The sequence below is a fragment of the Arthrobacter sp. KUASC02 genome, assembly GCF_059739395.1.
Genome location: NZ_AP046053.1, coordinates 738,661 through 757,215, shown reverse-complemented (window position 1 = coordinate 757,215; position 18,555 = coordinate 738,661). Strand labels below are relative to the sequence as shown.

The following is an 18,555-nucleotide window of genomic DNA, read 5'->3' as shown; positions in this document are numbered from 1 at the left end:
ATCCTAACGCCGGAGGCTTCCCTCCAAAAGGGGTGCCGATCGCGTGTGCAGGCCCGGGCCGAGCTCCACGGGTTCCGCACCGGGAAGTTCGAGCCTCGCCGTTGCGCCTGTGGGCACCACAACCTCGGCTTCGAGGGCGCCGTCATCAAGGATCCGCCACGAGATCGCCGCTGGTCCATAGGGGCTCTCGTGACGGGCGGACGCATGCGTCAGCCCCCCGCCGGGCAACGGCTTGAAGAGGATCCGCCTGTACCCCGGTTCGAGCGGCGCGATTCCCGCGACCACCCGGTGCATCCAGTCGGCCACTGCCCCGAGGGCGTAGTGGTTGAACGACGTCATTTCGCCGGGGTGGACCGTTCCGTCCGGCAGCATGGAGTCCCAGCGTTCCCAGATGGTGGTTCCGCCCTGGTCCAGCTGGTAGAGCCACGAGGGACACTCCCGCTCGAGGAGCAGCCCGTAGGCAGCGTCCTTCTCTCCTGCGAGCGTGAGCGCCTCCGAGACAACCGGAGTTCCGGCAAATCCGGTGCCCACGCGGTGTCCGTTATTCCGTACGAGTTCGCCCAGGCGGCGGCCGGCCGCGGCCCGGGCCGTGTCATCCTGAATGAGGCCGAAGACCAAAGCGAGCGCGTAAGCCGTCTGGGCATCGGAGGCCATGATGCCGTCGTCGTGGACGTAGGCCTTGGAAAATGCCAGTGCAACGTCGCGGGCCAACGCGGCGTAGTAGCGTTCGTCGTCGGGCTTGCCCAGGACCCCGGCTGCCTTGGCCAGGTGCTCGGCTGAGCGGGCAAAATATGCGGTGGCCACGAGGTAGGGGTCGGTCATGGCGCGGGTGGCGTCTTCCGGCGGAGCCGTGGGGTCCAACCAGTCCCCCAGCTGCTGGCCGTTTTCCCACAGCCTTCCGGGGCCCGCGAGACGCTCGACGAGGTCCACCCAGTCCTTGGCACTCTTGTACTGTGTGGCCAGCACGCCCGCGTCACCGAAACGCTCGTACAGCGTCCACGGGGTCAGCACAGCGACATCGCCCCATACTGCCCCCGGCCGCAGCGGAGTCCAGTAGTCTCCGCCGGGGATAAAGGGGACATACCAGGGGACGGTTCCGTCATCAAGCTGCTCCGCTGCCAGGTCCTTGAGCCAGGACGACAACATGCCCGAGCAGTCGTAGAGGAAGCTTCCTGTCGGGGCGAAGACCTGGATATCCCCTGTCCAGCCAAGCCGTTCATCACGCTGGGGGCAGTCGGTGGGGATGTCCACGAAGTTCCCGCGCATGCTCCACAGGACGTTCTCATGGAGGCGGTTGATGTCGGGGTTTGAGCATTCGAACCACCCGGTCCGTTCCATGTCCGTGTGATACACGCGTGCCACGATGCGGTCCAGCGGGTCGCCGCCGGTCCAGCCGTCCACTTCGGCATAGCGGAAGCCGTGGATCGTGAAACGGGGCTCCCACGTTTCGGTGCCTGCCCCTGCCAGGGTGAAGCGGTCGGTGGCGGTGGCCCCGCGCAATGGCCGGGTATAGATTTCGCCGTCCTGGAGGACTTCCGCATGGCGCAGCGTCACAGTGTGCCCCGCTGTGCCTTCCACGGTGATCCGGAGGCGGCCCACAAGGTTTTGCCCGAAATCCAGTATGAGTTTGCCGGAGGGCGCTTCGGTAACGGAAACGGGCCGCACTTCCTGGGTGCAGCGGACCGGCGGACCTTCGGGGGCAACCAGGGTTTGCGGGTCCCGCGCTACAGCCCGGACCTGCGACCACCCGGAATCGTCAAAGCCCGGCCTGCTCCATCCGTCGGGAAGCTCGCGGGCGTCGTACTCCTCGCCTTCGTAAAGCCCGGTGAAGCGGATCGGACCGTAGGCAGCCCGCCACTCCGTGTCCGTACCTATCACGGTGACCGAACCGTCGTCGTGCGTCACGTGAACTTGGGCCAGCAGCGCGGCCTTGTCGCCGTAAAGGTTGCGGTGCCCGCCGTGGAAGCCGATGCGCCCGCGGTACCAGCCGTCGGCCAGCCACGCACCGATCGCGTTGTCTCCTTCAGCGAGCTGTTCAGTCACGTCATAGGTGTAGTAGCGGAGGCGCTGACCATAGACGGTCCACCCCGGCGACAGTGCATCGTTGCCGACGCGTTGCCCGTTGATTTCCACTTCATACAGACCGTGGGCGGTGACGTAGAGCCGGGCCGATGCCACGGGCCGCGCCAGACGGAACCCACGGCGAAGGAGCGGCGGGCGGCGGTCGGAATCCGGGTCTTCGTCCCAGTCCGGCGCGACTGCGACGGCGGTCCAGTCGGCAGGCCGCAGAAGGCCCGGTTCGACGACGGCTGCTTCGCTCCAGGCGCTCGGCTCGCCGTTTGCGTCGCCCCAGACGCGGACGCGGACCTCCGCCTTGACGCCGGAGGACAGGGGCGCGGCCGGCCAGTCGAGGAGAACGGAGTCTGTCGACGCCGTCTGCTCGCCGGTCCATACGGTCCCGCCGGTTTGAATGGACAACTGGTAGGCGGCCTGTTGCCAGCCGGCAGGGGCGCTGGCTTTCCAGGAGAGACGGGGCGTTGCCGTGCCGATGCCAAGGGCTCCGGGCAGGTGTTCAAAAGTGATGGGCTGGATGAATACTTCGGCCTGCACGGGGGCAGTCATGGAGCTCCTAGGGAAAGTCGTGACGTACATTCAGCCCTTGACCGCGCCGGCGGTCATGCCGGCAACGATCTGGCGGTTGAAGAACATGTACATGATCAGGGGCGGGATGGTGATGAGCAGGATGTTCATGAACAGCAGGTTGTAGCTTGTGGCGAACTGGCTCTGGAAGTTGAACAGGGTCAGCTGCACGGTGGCATTCGCATCTCCGGGAAGGAAGTACAGCGGGTGCTGGAAGTCGTTGAAGACGGCCACCGACTGCACCACGATCACCGTGACCATGACCGAGCGCAGCAGCGGGAAGATCACACGGAAGAACAGGCGGACCGGACCGCACCCGTCAATCACGGCGGCTTCGTCCAGTTCCTTGGGGATGCCGGCGATGAAGGCACGGAACAGCATCACGCAGAAGGACAGACCGAACGCCACCTCGATCAGGATCAGGCCCGGGAGGGTCTTGAAGAGGCCGAGTGACTGCAGCACCCAGATGGTGGGCACGACGGCGGGCGGGATGATGAGGCCGGACAGGATCAGGAAGTTCACTACCCCGTTCCAGCGCGACTTGCGTCGCTGCAGGACCCAGGCCACCATCGCGGCCAGCACCACCAGCACCGCGACACTGACAACGGTCAGGATGGTGCTGTTGATGAACGCCGTAACGAGCATGAAGTTGCGTTTGGACACAACCTCCTGGAAGTTTTCCCAGAAATGGATCTGCGTGGGCCAGGTGAACTCGAGTTTTGACGCTTCGCGCCGGTCCTTCAGCGCCGTGAGCACCATGAAGAGGAGCGGGACAACGAAAACGATGAGTGAGACACCAATGGCGAGGATCCCCGCGGCATAGCGTTTGATGGCGGTCACTGTTCGACCTCCTTGCGGTTCAGGAACATGGAGAGGGGCACGACGATCGCCGTGACGATAAGGAAGAGCACCACGTTGCCGGCCGTGGAGAGGCCGTAGAACCCGGCCTGGTACTGCTTGTAGATGACGGACGCGATGACGTCGGACGTGAAGCCCGGACCACCCTTCGTCATGGCCCAGATGAGGTCAAACGAGCGCAGGCCCCCGATCAGGGACAGGATGATCACAGTTGCCGTGGCGGGACGGGCCAGGGGCAGTGTGATGTTCCAGAAGCTCTTGAAGGAGCTCGCCCCGTCCACCTTGGCTGCTTCGAAGTACTCGGCGGGAATCGAAACGATGCCGGCGATGTAAATGACAGTGGCCAGGCCAACGCCTTTCCAGACGTCCACCAGCGCCACGGACATCAGGGCCCAGGCCGGATCGGTGAGCCATTTGGGCCCGTCGATACCGAAGAGGGCCAGGGCATCGTTGATCAGGCCATTGTTCGGGTCCATGAGCACCGTGAAGACCATGCCGACGCCAATGCTGGACAGCAGCACCGGGAAAAACAGAACCGAGCGCAGGAAGCCGCGGGCGATAATCTGCGACGTCAGCAGGACCCCGAGGAGCATGCCCAGCACCACTTTGAGTCCCGAAGTCACCACGCCGTAGATGAAGGTGTTGACGAGTCCCTTGATGAGGGCAGGTTCCTTGAAGAACTGAACGAAGTTGTCCAGGCCGATGAAGGTGAAATCGAACAGCGACCAGCGGGTGAAGCTGAAGAAGAACGACGCCACGGTGGGGACAAGGAACAGGACGGTGTAGATCACCGCTGCCGGCAGGTAGAACCAGTACGGATAAGCCGATCGGCCCCGACGACGCCGGGGGGCGTCGGTGATTTGGCGCGGACGGACGCTGGGCGTCGTCATGGTCGTATGTGTAGTCATGGTGGTGAGTCTCCGATCGCCGTCCGGGCCGGGTCGCGGCCCGGACGGCAGGGGGTCCTGGGATCAGTTCCAGCCGGGCAGGTTCAACTGCTTGGCCTGCTTGGTGACGTCCTCGTCATAGAGGGCAGCGCCGTCCTTCGCGGAACGGATACCGGAACCGACCTCAACGGTGATCTGCTCAAGCGAAGGGCCCTTGACGGGAGAAAGGAACTCGAGGGCAGGGCTGTTCTTCGCCGGGTCCTCGAAGTACGGAAGCATGTCCTTGACCGCAGCGGGTACTTCAGCCGGAAGTTCGCAGTCGTCCACGAGATACGGTCCGCTGACGCCAACCGCCTTCGTCACCGCGTCGCAGCCCGCCTTGCTGGCAATGAAGGCCAGCAGTTTCTTGGCTTCCTCGGGATGCTTGCTGGTCTTCGGCGTGTAGGCACCGCCGGGCAGCCACACGGTCAGGGCGTTCTTGGAGGCGTCGTCGCCGGGAAGCGGAAACAATCCGATGTCATTGATCTTTTCCGGGAAGGTGAGCTGGATCGCCGTCAGGGAGCTGCTGAGGATCGGGTACTGCGCCCCTTCGCCGTCCACGAGCTTCTGCAGCGCCTCCTCATACGTGGTCGAGGCGAAGTCCTCGTTGAACAGGCCCGCCTTCGCTGCCTCCTCCTGGTGCTGGAAGCCCTTGAAGGCTGCCGGATCAGTGGAGTACTTGGTCTTGTTGGCTGTGTAGTCAGCGGCGAAGTTCGGCGAAGCCTTGGCTACGTTGGCGAAATCGCCGAGGACAAACAGCTGGGACGACCAGGTGGCCTGGTAGCTCTGCAGGATCGGAGCGACACCGGAGTCCTTGATTTTCCGGCTGTTCTCCATGAACTGGTCCCAGGTCTTCGGAACGGACAGTCCGAGCTTCTCGTAGACCTTCTTGTTGTACAGCACGGCACCCGCAAAGCCGGTTCCGACCGGAACGCCATAGATGTCGCTGCCCGCCGTTACGGTCGGTTTGAACGTCTCGGACACCTTGGCAATGTACGGCTCGTTGGTGATGGGGGTGAGGTTCTGCTGCGGGCTGATCTGCTGGAACAGCGAGCCGGTGTTGTAGGAGAACACGTCCGTCATGTCGCCGGTGGAAAGGCGGGTCTTTATCAGGTTGTCCCCGTCTCCGCCCTGCGGCCGGGTCTCCAGATCCACTTTGATGCCGGGGTTGGCCGCCTGGAAGTCCTCAACGATCTGTTCTGCGGCTGAGACGGTGCTCTCGCCGTTGTCCACCAGCCACGTGATGGTGGTCTGGTTGGCGTTCCCGCTGCTGCCGGAGCAGCCAGTGAGTGCCAGTCCCAGGGCCATAGCCCCGGCGGCCGCTGGCGCCAAGCGCCGAGTAAAGCTCTTCATTCGTATCTCCTGGGTTCGAGGCGGCTTCACTGCCGCCTTGTGGAACGTTTCAAACCTTCTGGCCTTCGCTCCAGCCGGATATCGGCTGTGTAGAGCGATCTACGTTTGATATTAGCCAGATCACATTTGAGGCGCAAGGGCTGTGGCGGATCATTCAAAAAGTGAATGCCCCCCTTGCCTGCCGGACTGCCTCGACTATAGTGTAGATCGCTCTACGTTTGTCCCGGGTCATCGTCTGGTAGCCCGGAGCGAGCTCCCAGGAGGAGAACCCAGGATGACCGAACCGCTGATGCTGCATTCCTTCCGCCCACTCTCCGCAGCGGATGTCAGGGCAGCCGCACGCGCTGGTTCCGCCGACGCGCTTCCGGATGCTCCCTCGCCCAACGCGGGCCCCGGCACCGCATGGCTTTACGTCCGCGGCCAGTACGAGCTGGGCCTCCTCGACCGGCTCGTTCACGACGGCTTCGCTGCCAACAAGCACGTCCACTACGCGCGGAATTACGGCCTGATCCACCACCAGGCGCTCTTCCGTACACCGTTATGCGGTGCCGAGGGCACCATGATCCTGCGGAGCAACGACGCGCTCGCCTGCGTGGTCGACGGAGAGCTTGCCTCCACAGCGAGGACCGCAGAGGGTGACTACTCCGTTCGTTTGCCTGCCGGCTCACGACGGCTGCTGGTGAAGGTGCAGGCCCGCGAAGGACAGCCTGCAACCTTCGCCGTGCTGGACGGCCATCTGCTGCCCCCGGCAGCTCGGTGGGAAGCGCAAACCGGGCACAGGAACGGCGCCGACGAGGCACAACACTGGAGTCCCGCCGTCGAACGCCCGGGAGGTGCGGGTGTTCCGCCGCACCTCGAAAACACGCCCGTGGCGGAAGTGCGGCCGCACCCGGCCGGTTCCGGCGGGGACTGGAACCTCTTTTCCCTGAGCGCTCCGGTGCTCGGACGCCCTGTCGTCAGCTGCGAGGGTGTGCCAGGGATTTCCACCGGCGAATCGGTCGAGGAGGCCCTGTCACCGGACGCGGACAGCGAATCCCGGCGCGACGTGGTTCAGCTGGCGGACGGGCGCTGGACGACGGTCCATGAACTCGGCTTCCGCCACGTCGTTGTCCGTGGCGCAACGGTCCACGACGTCACGGTCGAGGCATCAGCCCACCCCGTCCCGCGCCGCGGCGCGTTTGTCTGTTCAGACGAAAAGATCAATCGCATCTGGGATGTCAGCGCCTACACCCTCCGGCTCTGCATGAACGGGCTGATGTTGGACGGCATCAAGCGGGACCGGATGCCGTGGATGGGTGATCAGGCCCTTAACACGCTCTCCAACGCATATGCCTTTGCCGACGCCGGGATAGTCCGGGACGGACTGGTGGCTTTGGGCCAGCCGCGGCACGGATTCATCAACGGCATCTCCGACTACTCCCTGTGGTGGCTGATCAATACAGCTTCGTACGTACGGTTCTTCGGCGACGCCGAGTATGTGGCGAGGGAGAAGCATCAAATCCACCGTTTCACCGAGTACCTGGCGGGGCATTGTGGCAAGGACGGGACTTTCCGGCCGGGCGACGAGCCTGACTCGTTCGCCGACGCGTCCGACGGCGGCGTGTTCATCGACTGGGGCGTCTCGATTGAGCCTGGACGGACCTTCACTCCCCTCCAGGTGCTGTGGTTCTGGGCACTCCGGAGTGCCGCCGACGTCCTTGCCCAAGCCGGACACGACGGCAGCCGCCGCTGGGCCGCCCTCGCCGAGACGCTGCGCGAGACCCTCATGGAGCACGCATGGGACGAAGATGCCCAGGGGTGGCGCGAATATTTCGACGGGGATTCGATCTCCTCCCCGTACGCCAACATGCTTGCCGTCCTGAGCGGACTCTCACAGGGCAGGCCCGGAGCGGGAGTTCGTGCCTCGCTTCTGGGCACCCACCGGGCCGGGACACCCTTCATGACCAGCTTTGCGCTGCGCGCATTGGCGATGACCGGGGAAGCCGAGACCGCCGTCGCCCGCGTTCGGGAACTCTGGGGAGGAATGCTCGACGCCGGTGCCCGCAGCTTTTGGGAGGAGTTCGCATCACCGGGCGAGGGCAGCTACGAAATGTATGGGCGGCCCTTCGGCAAGAGCCTCTGCCATGCCTGGAGTTCAGGGCCTGCCGCGCTGCTTCCGCAGATTGTGCTGGGAGCCGAACCCACCGAGGACGGCTGGGCTGAGTTCCGCGTCCGGCCCGCGCTGGGATCCCTTGCGTGGGCGGCGGCCGTGATCCCGGTCCCCCAGGGTGAAATCACCATCCACGCTGATCCGGCCGTGACGCATGTGGACGTGCCGGCGGGAACTACCCTCGCCATGGCGGGCCACCGCGCCGCCGGCCCGTGCCTGGTGACGCATTCCGTGACGACGGGCGGGTGGACCATCCACCCGTCCGGTTCCGTGGCGTAGGCGGGCCCGCTGTCAGGACTCCCTGGCAGGTGGATACGTGGTTTTCCGGGGCCGCAACTCAGGCGCGTACGTCTCATGCTCAGCGACGTCCCGTCCGGCCAGCCGCTCCAGGAGCATTTCCACGGCCCGCGCCCCCATGTCTTCACCCGGCTGACTGACGGATGTGAGCGACACCAGGGGGTGCCCTGCGAGCGGAACGTCGTCGTACCCGGCAACCGAGATGGGCAGGCCCCGTTCCATCACTGCGCGAAGGGCGCCGAGGGCCAGCTCGTCATGGCCGGCCACGATCGCCGTCGGGGCCGGTCCCTCGTCCAGCATGTCCCTGGCCGCCTCATAGGACGGATCCAATCCTTCACCGCAGCGGATCACGCGGATGTTGCCGGCCAGGCCGGCGTCCACCATGCACTTTTCGTAGGTGGTGAGCCTGATGTCATGGGGCGACCGGGCCGCGCTGGAGAGGGCGTTGATCGTCAGGTGCGCGATGCGCTGGTGGCCTAGGTCGAACAAATGCTGCATCAGGGCCGCCGTCCCTGCCGAGTCGTCACCCGCGACCGTGTCGTAGTAGGGCGACTCATCGTGACGGCCGAACATCACGATGGGAGTCTGCACGGCCGCGCGTTCAAGCCACTCCTGGCTGACCAGCGGCGAGACGGCTATGAGCCCGTCAACCCGCTGGTCCAGCAGCGCCTCGATGGCACGGTACCCCTGCCTCATTCCCTCTTCGGCGGGAGCAATGATCAACTGGTAGTTGGTGCCGGCGAGTGCCCGGGAGGCACCCCTCAGGACCCTGGTAAAAAACTGGTTCCCGAAGTCCGGAATCTCGATGCCCAGCGTGTAGCTCGACCCGCGCATGGCCCGGGCGGCGACGCTGGGCCGATAGTTGAGTTCCTCGATGGCCTTGTCCACGCGGAGCTTCATTGCGGGACTCACGCCGTAGGCGTTGCGCAGAACTTTGGAGACGGCAGCCCTGGAGACTCCTGCCGCCCGGGCGACGTCCTCGATGGTTGTCTTGCGGGCCTCGTTCTCGGCCATGATGCCTCCAGTGGGATCTCACAGGTCCGCGATTCCTGCGGAAACGCTACAAGTCTATGCCCGTCTGTGGATCGGTCTATGACACGCCGGACGGCGCCACGGAGCCCGACTGGTTTTCCGCACCACAACGCACCGCGCCTGGGTAGCGCCAACCAACCGGCTGCCGAACAATGGTGGAAGGGTGCCAGCTCGGAAAGGAGCCAGAAAATGCCCAACGACAACTCGGACATGGTCAGCGTCCGTTACATGGTTGACGACGTCGAGGCGGCGGTCGACTTCTACACCAAGCACCTCGGATTCACCCTCAGGATGAGCGCTGCACCGGCGTTCGCCGACGTCGCCCGGGGCCAGCTGAGGCTCCTGCTGAGCGGGCCGGCCAGTTCGGCAGGCCGGCCGATGCCGGACGGAGCCGTGCCGGCACCCGGCGGATGGAACCGGATCCACCTCATCGTGGGCGACATCGCGGCCGAAGTGGACCGGCTGCGCGCCGCGGGCGTCACGTTCCGAAACGACATCGTCAAAGGCCCCGGCGGTCAGCAGATCCTGCTGGTGGATCCGGCCGGCAACGTGGTGGAGCTGTTCCAGCCCGCCGGCGGGTAGGGCGGACCTAGGTCATTGCTTCTGCCTCCGCCATCCTGATCATGCGCAGTTCGTCCGCCACAGCACGGGCCGGCCAGTAGTCCTTTGCCAGGCTTCTGGGCAGGTCCCGGTCAGCCTCCGGAAACATTCTGTCGAGCAGCCCGGCCGCTTCAAGCAGGGCGATAAGGGCCTCGGTCCTCGCATCCGTCGGTTTCGAGTCTGCGGGCTCCACTTCGGGCGCCTCGGTCTCGGGCGGCGTTGCAACTGACGGCTTAAGTCCGAGGGCGGCCTGGACCTTCTGCCGGATGGCCGCCTCAGGCGCGTGGTCCTTCTCCGGATACCGCACGGTCGTGAACACGCCCAGGTGCTTTTCACCAACGTGATCGACGATGCCACGGGAGGCCATCCCCTCGTACACGCGCTGCACTTCAGCGCGGCCCTCCAGCATGGACACCCAGCGCTTGGGAGTGTGCGGCCGGGACTTGTGACGGATGAGCTCCAACTGGTGTTCGAAGTCCGTTTGCAGCGCGGCGCCGGTAGCGCCGACGTGCTTCCCCTGCAGCCCGACCGCGCCGACGACTTCCAGTTCGGCCAGTATTGCGCCCGCCAACGTGGTCCTGAGAATGTAGGCCGGCACTTCGGGATCGCCGTCCGCGTCGTTCGTCGCCAAAAGAAGGAAAGCCTCGGGAAGGCTCAACTCCATGTCCTTCGTGTCCTCAACCTGAGGTGTTTCAGCATCCATACGCTCATCGTGGCCCTGTTAGGCGCTGACCACAATGAGGTTTTACAAGCCGGAAACCAAAAAACCTTTTCGCAAACAGAATTGCATAGTAGATTTGATGCAATCAGCCTTGCAGAGTGATGTGCATTACAGAAGAGGTCCGGACTTGAACACCAATGCGGTCGATTTTGATGCCGGCGCCGCCGGCGCCCCGGGCTCCGGAAGTGTTTCCCCGGCATGGCTCGGCGACGCCCTTCCGGACGTGCCGCTGTCCAAAGCCCAGAGCCGGGTAGTGGATGTCATCACCCGCAATCCGCAACTCTCCTCGTACGCCGACATTGCCGAGATTGCCCAGCGGGCAGACGTCAACAACTCCACGGTGGTCCGCACAGCCCAGCACCTGGGATACCGCGGCTGGCCCGATCTCCAGCGGGAACTACGCTCGCGGTACCTCGTGATGATCTCCACCGAGGACACCCTGACGGAACACGGCGAACACCGCAGCCCGCTCCATGACGCGCTCAACCATGACATCGAGAACTTGCGCCTGACCCTGGACTCCAACACAGGAGACGACGCCGAGGCCGCCATTGCGGCCATGGCCGCTGCCAAGTCCATCACCGCAGTCGGGCTTGGATCCTTCGCCGGGCCCGCCAGTGTGATGGCTCACCTGGGTTCCACCATGGGCTACCCCATCGCCCTGGAGAACCGTGGCGGCGTCCACCTGGCTTCCAGCACCAACACCCTTGGTGCAGGCGATGTCCTGGTAGTCATCAACATGTGGCGCTCCATTCGGCAGATCATCGTCACCGCCGAAGCCGCCAAACAAGCAGGCGCCACGGTCATTGCCATCAGCGACATGCGCCGCGGCCGCCTTGCCGCCGCTGCTGACCACCTACTCATTGTGGCCTCCGAAGGCATCTCCTTCTTCCAGTCGGTGACCGCGGCAAATTCGGTGGTCTACGGGCTGCTCGCGGGCATGGAGGCGGCACATCCCGAACGAAGCCGCGCCGCCATCCGCCGCACCCAGCAGCTGTGGAAAGACCTGGACATCTACCTCGACTGACCGCATGCCCTTGGCACCAAACATTCCACGCACGCACGACACACCCCCACACGCATATTCCAGGAGCAGTTCATGAACACCAGCACAGACCGCCGCATAGCCGTCATTGGCCTTGGAGCCATGGGTGGAGCAATGGCCGCCACGCTGCACAAAACCGGCTGGGCCGTCACCGGATTCGACCCTTCCGAGGCAGCCCGGGCCGCCGCCTCGGCCGCCGGCATCGCCACCACCGCGAGCCTGGAGGACGTCGCCGGAACCCCCTACGCCGTCCTCTCCCTGCCGGCAGCCAGCATCGTGGAAGCCACCGTTCCCCAACTCCTGGCAAAGCCGGGAACGGTCGCAATCATCGACACCACCACCTCCGAGCCCGCCACCAGCAAACAGATGGCCGACCTTGCCGAAAAACAGGGCGCAGCCTTCGTGGATGCCCCGGTTTCCGGCGGTCGCGACGGCGCCGCAGCCGGATCCCTGAGTGCCTTCGTCGGAGCAACGGATGCCGCCCTCCAAACTGCCGAGCCCGTCCTGCTCGCCCTCACCGGCGGCAAGTTCAGCCACATCGGCGGCCCCGGCAGCGGCAACGTGGTCAAGCTCCTCAACAACGTCCTGGCCGCGGCCAACCTGGTCTCGGTCGGCGAGGCCCTCGGCGTCGCCAAGGCCTACGGCATCGATCCCGCCACGGCGGCGGCCAGCATCAGCGAAGCCTCCGGCGGCAGCAAAGTCTCCGCCAACATGTACCCCAACTGGGTGCTGACCGGCACGCACGATTCAGGGTTTTCCCTCGGCCTGATGGCCAGGGATGCCGCCCTTGCAGTGGACGTCGCCAGGCAGATCGGCGAAAACCCGTCCTTGCTGGGAGCCGTCGCCAGCCAGTGGCAGGACGCCCTGGCCGCCCTCGGACCGCGCGCGGACTTCACCGAAATCGCCAGGACCGTCGCCCCCGCCATCACCCCCGCCGGCGCACCCGGCACGGCCGCCGTCGCCTGAACCCCTCCAGCCCTCAGCCCCAAAGGAACACCACATTGAGCATCACCACAGCACCCACCACCTCCTCGGCAGCCACTGCCCGCGCCGTCCTTGACGCCGCCTTCCCGAACGGCTTCGGCGCCTTCCTTGACGGCAAAGTCGTCACCGGAAGCGGCGAGAGCATCAGGCTCACCGCCGCTGCCACCGGTGAACCTTTTGCCACCTACGCGGACCCCGGCACCGAGGGCGCCAACGCCATCCTGGAAAGCTCGACGGCGGGCGCAACGGTTTGGGGCGCCCTGAACGGTTTCGAGCGGGCAGCCATCCTCCGCAACGTCAGCACCGCCGTCGAACGGCACGCCGAAGAGCTGGCCATCCTCGAGTCCGCCACCACCGGCAAGCCCATCCGCGACGCCCGGGTGGAAGCCGCCAAGGTGGCCGAAATGTTCGGCTACTACGCCGGCTGGGCGGACAAGCTGACCGGTCAGACCATCCCCGTCCCCGGCAACTGGCACACCTACACCGAGCGCGTGCCTTGGGGCGTGGTTGTGGCCATCACGCCGTGGAACGCTCCCCTGTTCACCGCCGGCTGGAACTCCGCAGCACCGCTCGCGGCCGGCAACGCCGTGATCATCAAGCCCAGCGAGTTCACCCCCGCCTCGTCGGTCCGGCTCGCCCAGATCGCCCACGAAGCCGGACTTCCGGCAGGCGTCTTCAACGTCGCCGCCGGGCTGGGACAGACCGTCGGCGCCACCCTCACCACCGACCGGCGCGTGGGCAAAATCAGCTTCATCGGTTCCGTCCCCACCGGCCGCCGCGTGGCCGTCGCTGCCGCGCAGGCCGGGATCCCCGCTCTGCTGGAACTCGGCGGCAAGAGCGCCAACATCGTGTTCGCCGACGCCGACCTGGACCGCGCCGCGGACGGCGCCATCTCCGCCATCTTCTCCGGTGCCGGCCAGTCCTGCGTCGCCGGGTCCCGGCTCCTGGTGGAGCGCAGCGTGCACGCCCGGTTTGTCGAGCTGGTGGCCGCGAAGGCCGCGCGGCTGCGCGTCGGCGATCCCCTGAGCCCGGACACCGAGGTGGGTCCCATCATCACCGCCCAGCAGTTCGCCACAGTCACCTCGCTCATCGAGGCCGGAATGCACGACGGCGGCCGCCGGGTTACCGGGGCCACGATTCCGGAGGCGCTGGCCGGGTCCGACCTGGCCGGCGGCCACTGGGTCATGCCCACCCTTCTGGACGGCGTCACCCCCGCGAACCGGCTCGAAACCACCGAAGTCTTCGGTCCCGTCGTGGGCGCGGACGCGTTCGACACCGAAGCCGAAGCCATCGCCCGGGCCAACAACACCAACTTCGGCCTGGCCGGTGCCGTCTGGACCTCGGACGTGTCCCGCGCCCACCACGTTGCCCGCGAGGTGAAGGCCGGCACGTTCTGGATCAACTCCTACAAGACCATCCACGTGGCAGTCCCGTTCGGCGGATTCGGCGATTCCGGCCACGGCCGCTCCTCCGGCCCCGGCGTGCTGGACGAATACACCCAGACCAAGGCCATCTGGGTTCCCACCCGCGCAGCGGGCTCTCCCTTCCCGTCGCTGTCCTACTAGGAGACTCATGGAAACCACAAACTCCACCGCCTCGGCGACGCTCCGCACGGCAGTTGCGGACGCCGTCGAACGCTGGAAACCCCAAGTCCAGGCGCTGGCGCAGGAAATCCACGCCCACAAGGAAATCTCCTTCGAGGAGGTCCGCTCGGCTGAAGCGATCGCAAAGCTGTTGGAGGAGGGCGGCTTCGAGGTGGAACGCGGCACCGGCGGGCTGCCCACGGCATTCACCGCGAGCGCCGGCAGCGGCGGGCTGACCGTGGCGCTGTGCGTGGAATACGATGCCCTCCCGGACATTGGGCACGCGTGCGGGCACAACCTGATCGCAGGCGCCTCGGTGGCTGCAGCCCTTGCCCTGCGTCCCTACGCGGACGAGCTGGGCATCACGCTGAAGGCCATCGGCACGCCGGCCGAGGAGCACGGCGGCGGCAAGGTGCTCATGCTGGAACAGGGAGCGTTCGACGGCGTGGGGCTGGCTTTGATGGTCCATCCCGTCCAGGACGGGCTCACCTACAACCCGGCAGGCACCAGCGCCCAGGCCGTGGGACGGTACAAGGCAACTTTCACGGGAAAGGCCGCGCACGCTGCGGCAGCCCCGCATCAGGGCATCAATGCAGCGGATGCCGCCGTGCTTAGCCAGGTGGCCATCGGTCTGCTCCGCCAGCAGATCCCGGCGGACCACCGCATCGCCTGCTTCGTGGCCGAGGCCGGACACGTCACCAACATCATTCCGGAACGGGCGGTGGTGCAGTTCGAGTGCCGGGCGTTCACGCTGCCGGAATACGAGGCGCTGCTGGAGCGGGTCCGCCGCTGCTTCGAAGGGGCGGCGCTGGCCACCGGAACCACGCTCGCCATCGAGGCCACCGAACCGCTCTATGAGCCGCTGCTCCAGGACGACGCCCTCGCCGCGCACTGGACCGATGCCATGCACGCGTTCGGCAAGGACACCTCCCGCTCGTCCGGCCTCAGCGGAGGCTCCACGGACATGGGCAACATTTCCCAGGTCATCCCGTCCCTGCATCCGTGGCTCAGCATTCCGGGCGCCGATGTCCCCATCCACTCCCACGCGTTCGCCGCACTGGCGAACACTCCGGAGGCGTACGGGGTGATGTTCGAGGCCGCCACCGCGCTGGCCTGGACCATCGCCGCGGCAGCCTCAACACCCGCAGAACGGGAACGCTTCACCAAAGCGGCATACCGCCGTCGTACTTTCACCCAGGAAGGCACATCATGAGCAGCACTACTAAAACGGCGCGGACGGACAAGGCCGGCACCAAGCTGACCCTCCCGATTGCCGCCCTGGCCTTCGTCATTGCGCTGGCGGTCCAGTTCATCGGGCAGGCCAAGATCGACGTCGGGATCGGCTCGATCATCATCTTCCCCATGGTGTGGGGCCTCATTCTGGGCCTGCTGGTGTCGGTCCAGAAGTTCAAGCCGCTTGGCCTGGACCTGCAGCGCGTTGCGGCCGCCCTGGTGGGCGTCGCCGTGCTGCTGCTGGTGGCCCGGCTGGCCTTCAACATCGGGCCCAGCCTGCCCACCCTGCTTAAGGCGGGTCCGGCGTTGCTCCTCCAGGAGGTGGGCCACCTGCTGGGCACCATCGTGCTGGCGCTCCCCCTGGCCGTCCTGCTCCGGATGGGCAAAGCGACCGTGGGCGCCACGTTCTCGCTGGACCGAGAGCCGTCCTTCGCCATGGTTTCCGAGAAATACGGCCCGGACTCGGACCAGTACCGCGGTGTGCTGGCCATGTACGTCTTCGGGACGCTGTTCGGCGCGGTGTTCATCACGCTCCTGACTTCCTTGGTGGCCAACTGGAAGATCTTCGATCCGCTGGCCCTGGCCATGGGCGCCGGCGTGGGATCCGGTTCCATGATGGCGGCCTCCGCGGCCAGCATCGTGGCCGCCTACCCGGCGGACCAGGAAGCCATCCTGGGCATGGCGGCCGTGTCCAACCTGATCACCACCGTCCTGGGCGTCTACGTAGGCATCTACATCGCGCTGCCGCTGGCCGACAAGTTCTACAAAGCCCTTACCCGCAAACAGACGGCGCGCGAAGCCGCTGCCGTGACGGCCGGAGCGCCTGCCGAACGTTCGGCTGCCGACATTGACCGGGAAGCTGCCCAGGCGGAGGAGAACCGGCTGTTCCGCGAGCGCGTTGCAGAGTCGTCGGCGGCCATCAGGTTGCCCCTCTGGCTCTCGTTGTCAGTCCTGACGGTCCTGGGGATCGGCACGGCGTCGGTGGCGGCGAAGGGGTTCAGCCTGTCCATTGTGGCCGGGTACGGCATCATGCTGGCCCTGGTCCTGCTCAGCATCGGGCTGGCGAAGGTCACCCGCAAGATTTCGGCCATCGTGTACATCACCACCATCGGCGCGTACGTTTCGAGCCCATGGTTCTTCGCCGCGGGGCCCCTGACGGCCGCCATCAAGACCGTGGACTTCCTGTCCATCGCCACCGTGATGCTGACGCTCGCCGGCCTGTCGCTGGGCAAGGACATTCCGCTGCTGAAGAACATCGGCTGGAAGATCATCCCCGTGGGGCTCGTGGCCATCACGGCGTCCTTCCTCCTCTCCACGGTAATCGCAGAGTTCGCCCTGGGACTCTGGCACTGATAAGGAGCTTGCTCCAAAGTGAACGGACGACGGCGGGAGATTCCGCCGTCGTCCGTTTGCGTTCGGTCAGCTTTCAGGCAGGCGGCCGGCCAGCCCCTGGAGCGACGGTTCGCGGCCCAACTCCACATGCGCATAGGCCAGCGCCGCCGCCAGCTCCGCCTTCCCGTCGTATATGGCCTTGCACAGGCTAAGGTGCTCGGCGCACTGAACCTGGGGGTCACGGTGCCCGGTCAGGGTAAAGAGCCACTGCATCCTTCCCAGCAGGGGCTTCATGGAGTACTCCAGCAGCGAGTTGCCGCCCAGTGCGACGATCTCTGCGTGCAGGGCCGTGTTGATCAACGGTATCTGCGCGTGGTCATGGCGCAGCGTTGCGTCCTCCGCCTGGTCCATGATCTGCTGCAGCCCGGCCGACGACTGCCCCCTCGCGGCGGCCTGGGCGGCGAGGCGCGCAGCCAGGACCTCCAGGCTGAGCCGCACGTCAAAGAGCTCGTTGACGTCGCGCAGGGTGATCTGCTTGACGGTGGCGCCACGGCGTGGCGAGGCGTCAATGAAGCCTTCGGCCTCCAGCTGCTGCAGGGCTTCGCGCACGGGCACCCGGGATACAGCCAGCGTCTGGGACAGCTCGCGTTCCCGGAGCCGGGATCCCGGCGCGAAGTCACCTGAGATGATCAGCTCCCGGATCCGCGCCCGGGCAGTGTCAGCCGAGGATGCGGGTTCCGCCTGGACTGTCATTCATGCCTCCGTTGTGCTGCGGCGCCTGAAGTCCGCGGTCTCTCAGTTATTCAGCGCCACGCGGGTGCCAACGCCCTGTTTGAGCGCAGCGTCGTAGAGGAGCCGCCCGATGGCAAGGTCCTGCAGACCGATTCCCACCGAGTTGAACAAGGTTACGTCCTCATCGCCAAGGCGTCCTGCTCTTGTGCCCGCGGCCACGTCGCCAAGCTCGGCTTCCACGTCCTCGAAGCTCATGACACCTTCGGTCACAGGGATGATCAGGCCGCCGGACTTTGCCCGGGCAGTGGCCAGGTTGTCCACAAAAACCCTCGCCCGCACCATACCGGCGGAATCAATCTCCCGGTGGTCCGCCCGGGGACGGGATCCGACGGCGTTCACATGCTGCCCGGGCTTGAACCACTCGCCCTTGACCAGCGGCTCAACGGCCGGCGTGAGCGTGCACAGCACATCGGCAGCCTCCACGACTTCTTGGACGCTGGACGCAAGCGTGACGGTGAGGCCGTAGTGGGAAACCTCGCTGCAGAAGGCGGCAACCGTGTCCGCTGACCGGGACCACACCACCACGTTCTCAATCGGAAGCACGGCCAGCATCGCTTCCACATGGGCCACGGCCAGGGCGCCTGCGCCGACGAGTCCCAAGGTGGTGCTGCCCGGCCTCGCAAGGAGCTTGGTGGCCACGGCGCTGGCAGCGGCCGTGCGGACCCGGGTGGGGACTTTGCCGTCCAGGATGGCCAGGGTCTCGCCGGTCAGCTGGGAGACAAGCATGATGGTGGAGCGCTGGGTGGGCAGGCCGGACTCATGGTTGGCCGGGATGTCCGCCAGCAGCTTCACCGAAGCCAGCTCCTCGGCGCCGGACAGCGCCGCCATCGGCAGGAACCGCGCGTCCGAGGACGGCAGGAGAAGGGAATCCGGTGCCGGCTGAACAGCAGTTCCCCGGCTGAGACCGGCGAATACGCGTTCGACGGCGGCGATGGTCCCGGGCATGTCGGCCAGGGCCTGGAGCTCGGAGGCTTTGAGAATCAGTGTCATGATGGCTTTTCCCGGTGCGG

General features: G+C 66.0%; 15 protein-coding genes. 7 read left to right on the top strand and 8 right to left on the bottom strand.

The annotated features are described in order from the left end of the window. Window positions 1–3: 3 nt before the first annotated feature. The 4 genes from AC6JAC_RS03460 to AC6JAC_RS03445 form a co-directional block, all read right to left on the bottom strand. Window positions 4–2,622, bottom strand: coding sequence for a family 78 glycoside hydrolase catalytic domain (locus AC6JAC_RS03460; RefSeq protein ID WP_497963446.1), 2,619 nt, complete (start codon window positions 2,620–2,622; stop codon window positions 4–6). Between the two features lie 30 nt (window positions 2,623–2,652). Beyond that, window positions 2,653–3,480, bottom strand: coding sequence for a carbohydrate ABC transporter permease (locus AC6JAC_RS03455; RefSeq protein WP_347897780.1), 828 nt, complete (start codon window positions 3,478–3,480; stop codon window positions 2,653–2,655). Further along, window positions 3,477–4,388, bottom strand: coding sequence for a carbohydrate ABC transporter permease (locus tag AC6JAC_RS03450; protein ID WP_156037070.1), 912 nt, complete (start codon window positions 4,386–4,388; stop codon window positions 3,477–3,479). Before AC6JAC_RS03450 ends, AC6JAC_RS03455 begins: the two co-directional genes overlap by 4 nt. Before the next feature lie 81 nt (window positions 4,389–4,469). Further along, window positions 4,470–5,777 carry an ABC transporter substrate-binding protein gene (locus AC6JAC_RS03445; RefSeq protein WP_454699503.1) on the bottom strand — a complete coding sequence of 436 codons (1,308 nt, stop codon included), beginning with the start codon at window positions 5,775–5,777 and terminating at the stop codon, window positions 4,470–4,472. Window positions 5,778–6,051: 274 nt separating this feature from the next. Between AC6JAC_RS03445 and AC6JAC_RS03440 the strand changes: the two genes are divergently transcribed. Further along, entirely contained in the window at window positions 6,052–8,205 is a 2,154-nt protein-coding gene (locus AC6JAC_RS03440) for an alpha-L-rhamnosidase-related protein (protein WP_497963445.1), read from the top strand. A 12-nt stretch (window positions 8,206–8,217) separates the two neighbouring features. Here AC6JAC_RS03440 and AC6JAC_RS03435 read toward each other — a convergent pair whose 3' ends face one another. Next, on the bottom strand, window positions 8,218–9,237 hold the full coding sequence (locus tag AC6JAC_RS03435) for a LacI family DNA-binding transcriptional regulator (RefSeq protein ID WP_028269790.1): 1,020 nt from the start codon (window positions 9,235–9,237) through the stop codon (window positions 8,218–8,220). Window positions 9,238–9,444: 207 nt separating this feature from the next. Between AC6JAC_RS03435 and AC6JAC_RS03430 the strand changes: the two genes are divergently transcribed. Continuing rightward, window positions 9,445–9,837, top strand: coding sequence for a VOC family protein (locus AC6JAC_RS03430; RefSeq protein ID WP_028269789.1), 393 nt, complete (start codon window positions 9,445–9,447; stop codon window positions 9,835–9,837). A 7-nt stretch (window positions 9,838–9,844) separates the two neighbouring features. Here the strand turns inward: AC6JAC_RS03430 and AC6JAC_RS03425 are convergent, their stop codons facing one another. After that, entirely contained in the window at window positions 9,845–10,558 is a 714-nt protein-coding gene (locus AC6JAC_RS03425; RefSeq protein ID WP_028269788.1) for a GOLPH3/VPS74 family protein, read from the bottom strand. A gap of 145 nt (window positions 10,559–10,703) precedes the next feature. On the opposite strand from AC6JAC_RS03425, the gene AC6JAC_RS03420 reads away from it, so the two are divergent. From AC6JAC_RS03420 to AC6JAC_RS03400, 5 genes are all read left to right on the top strand, one after another. Continuing rightward, a complete protein-coding gene (locus tag AC6JAC_RS03420) occupies window positions 10,704–11,603 on the top strand; it encodes a MurR/RpiR family transcriptional regulator (RefSeq protein ID WP_497963444.1) in 900 nt (299 codons plus the stop codon). A gap of 72 nt (window positions 11,604–11,675) precedes the next feature. Then, complete coding sequence (locus AC6JAC_RS03415) at window positions 11,676–12,587, top strand: NAD(P)-dependent oxidoreductase (RefSeq protein ID WP_454699506.1); 912 nt, start codon at window positions 11,676–11,678, stop codon at window positions 12,585–12,587. A 35-nt stretch (window positions 12,588–12,622) separates the two neighbouring features. After that, window positions 12,623–14,170: an aldehyde dehydrogenase family protein gene (locus AC6JAC_RS03410; protein ID WP_497963443.1), complete on the top strand. Its 1,548-nt coding sequence runs from the start codon at window positions 12,623–12,625 to the stop codon at window positions 14,168–14,170. A 7-nt stretch (window positions 14,171–14,177) separates the two neighbouring features. Next, the gene (locus AC6JAC_RS03405; protein ID WP_497963442.1) at window positions 14,178–15,401 is read left to right on the top strand and encodes an amidohydrolase; all 1,224 of its coding nucleotides are present in this window, start codon (window positions 14,178–14,180) and stop codon (window positions 15,399–15,401) included. Further along, window positions 15,398–16,774: a DUF3100 domain-containing protein gene (locus AC6JAC_RS03400; RefSeq protein WP_497963441.1), complete on the top strand. Its 1,377-nt coding sequence runs from the start codon at window positions 15,398–15,400 to the stop codon at window positions 16,772–16,774. The genes AC6JAC_RS03405 and AC6JAC_RS03400 overlap by 4 nt, the downstream gene beginning before the upstream one ends. A gap of 66 nt (window positions 16,775–16,840) precedes the next feature. Here AC6JAC_RS03400 and AC6JAC_RS03395 read toward each other — a convergent pair whose 3' ends face one another. Together AC6JAC_RS03395 and AC6JAC_RS03390 are read right to left on the bottom strand one after the other, a co-directional pair. Beyond that, complete coding sequence (locus AC6JAC_RS03395; protein ID WP_028269782.1) at window positions 16,841–17,506, bottom strand: GntR family transcriptional regulator; 666 nt, start codon at window positions 17,504–17,506, stop codon at window positions 16,841–16,843. 42 nt (window positions 17,507–17,548) lie between these two features. After that, window positions 17,549–18,535, bottom strand: a complete 987-nt coding sequence (locus tag AC6JAC_RS03390) for an ornithine cyclodeaminase family protein (RefSeq protein WP_028269781.1) — start codon at window positions 18,533–18,535, stop codon at window positions 17,549–17,551. Window positions 18,536–18,555: the final 20 nt, after the last annotated feature.

Bases quoted from the DNA above. Each gene is read 5' to 3' on its own strand.
- AC6JAC_RS03460 (WP_497963446.1), bottom strand. From the start codon at position 2,622: ATGACTGCCCCCGTGCAGGCCGAAGTATTCATCCAGCCCATCACTTTT.
- AC6JAC_RS03450 (WP_156037070.1), bottom strand. From the start codon at position 4,388: ATGACGACGCCCAGCGTCCGTCCGCGCCAAATCACCGACGCCCCCCGG.
- AC6JAC_RS03445 (WP_454699503.1), bottom strand. From the start codon at position 5,777: ATGAAGAGCTTTACTCGGCGCTTGGCGCCAGCGGCCGCCGGGGCTATG.
- AC6JAC_RS03440 (WP_497963445.1), top strand. From the start codon at position 6,052: ATGACCGAACCGCTGATGCTGCATTCCTTCCGCCCACTCTCCGCAGCG.
- AC6JAC_RS03435 (WP_028269790.1), bottom strand. From the start codon at position 9,237: ATGGCCGAGAACGAGGCCCGCAAGACAACCATCGAGGACGTCGCCCGG.
- AC6JAC_RS03430 (WP_028269789.1), top strand. From the start codon at position 9,445: ATGCCCAACGACAACTCGGACATGGTCAGCGTCCGTTACATGGTTGAC.
- AC6JAC_RS03425 (WP_028269788.1), bottom strand. From the start codon at position 10,558: ATGGATGCTGAAACACCTCAGGTTGAGGACACGAAGGACATGGAGTTG.
- AC6JAC_RS03415 (WP_454699506.1), top strand. From the start codon at position 11,676: ATGAACACCAGCACAGACCGCCGCATAGCCGTCATTGGCCTTGGAGCC.
- AC6JAC_RS03405 (WP_497963442.1), top strand. From the start codon at position 14,178: ATGGAAACCACAAACTCCACCGCCTCGGCGACGCTCCGCACGGCAGTT.
- AC6JAC_RS03400 (WP_497963441.1), top strand. From the start codon at position 15,398: ATGAGCAGCACTACTAAAACGGCGCGGACGGACAAGGCCGGCACCAAG.
- AC6JAC_RS03395 (WP_028269782.1), bottom strand. From the start codon at position 17,506: ATGACAGTCCAGGCGGAACCCGCATCCTCGGCTGACACTGCCCGGGCG.
- AC6JAC_RS03390 (WP_028269781.1), bottom strand. From the start codon at position 18,535: ATGACACTGATTCTCAAAGCCTCCGAGCTCCAGGCCCTGGCCGACATG.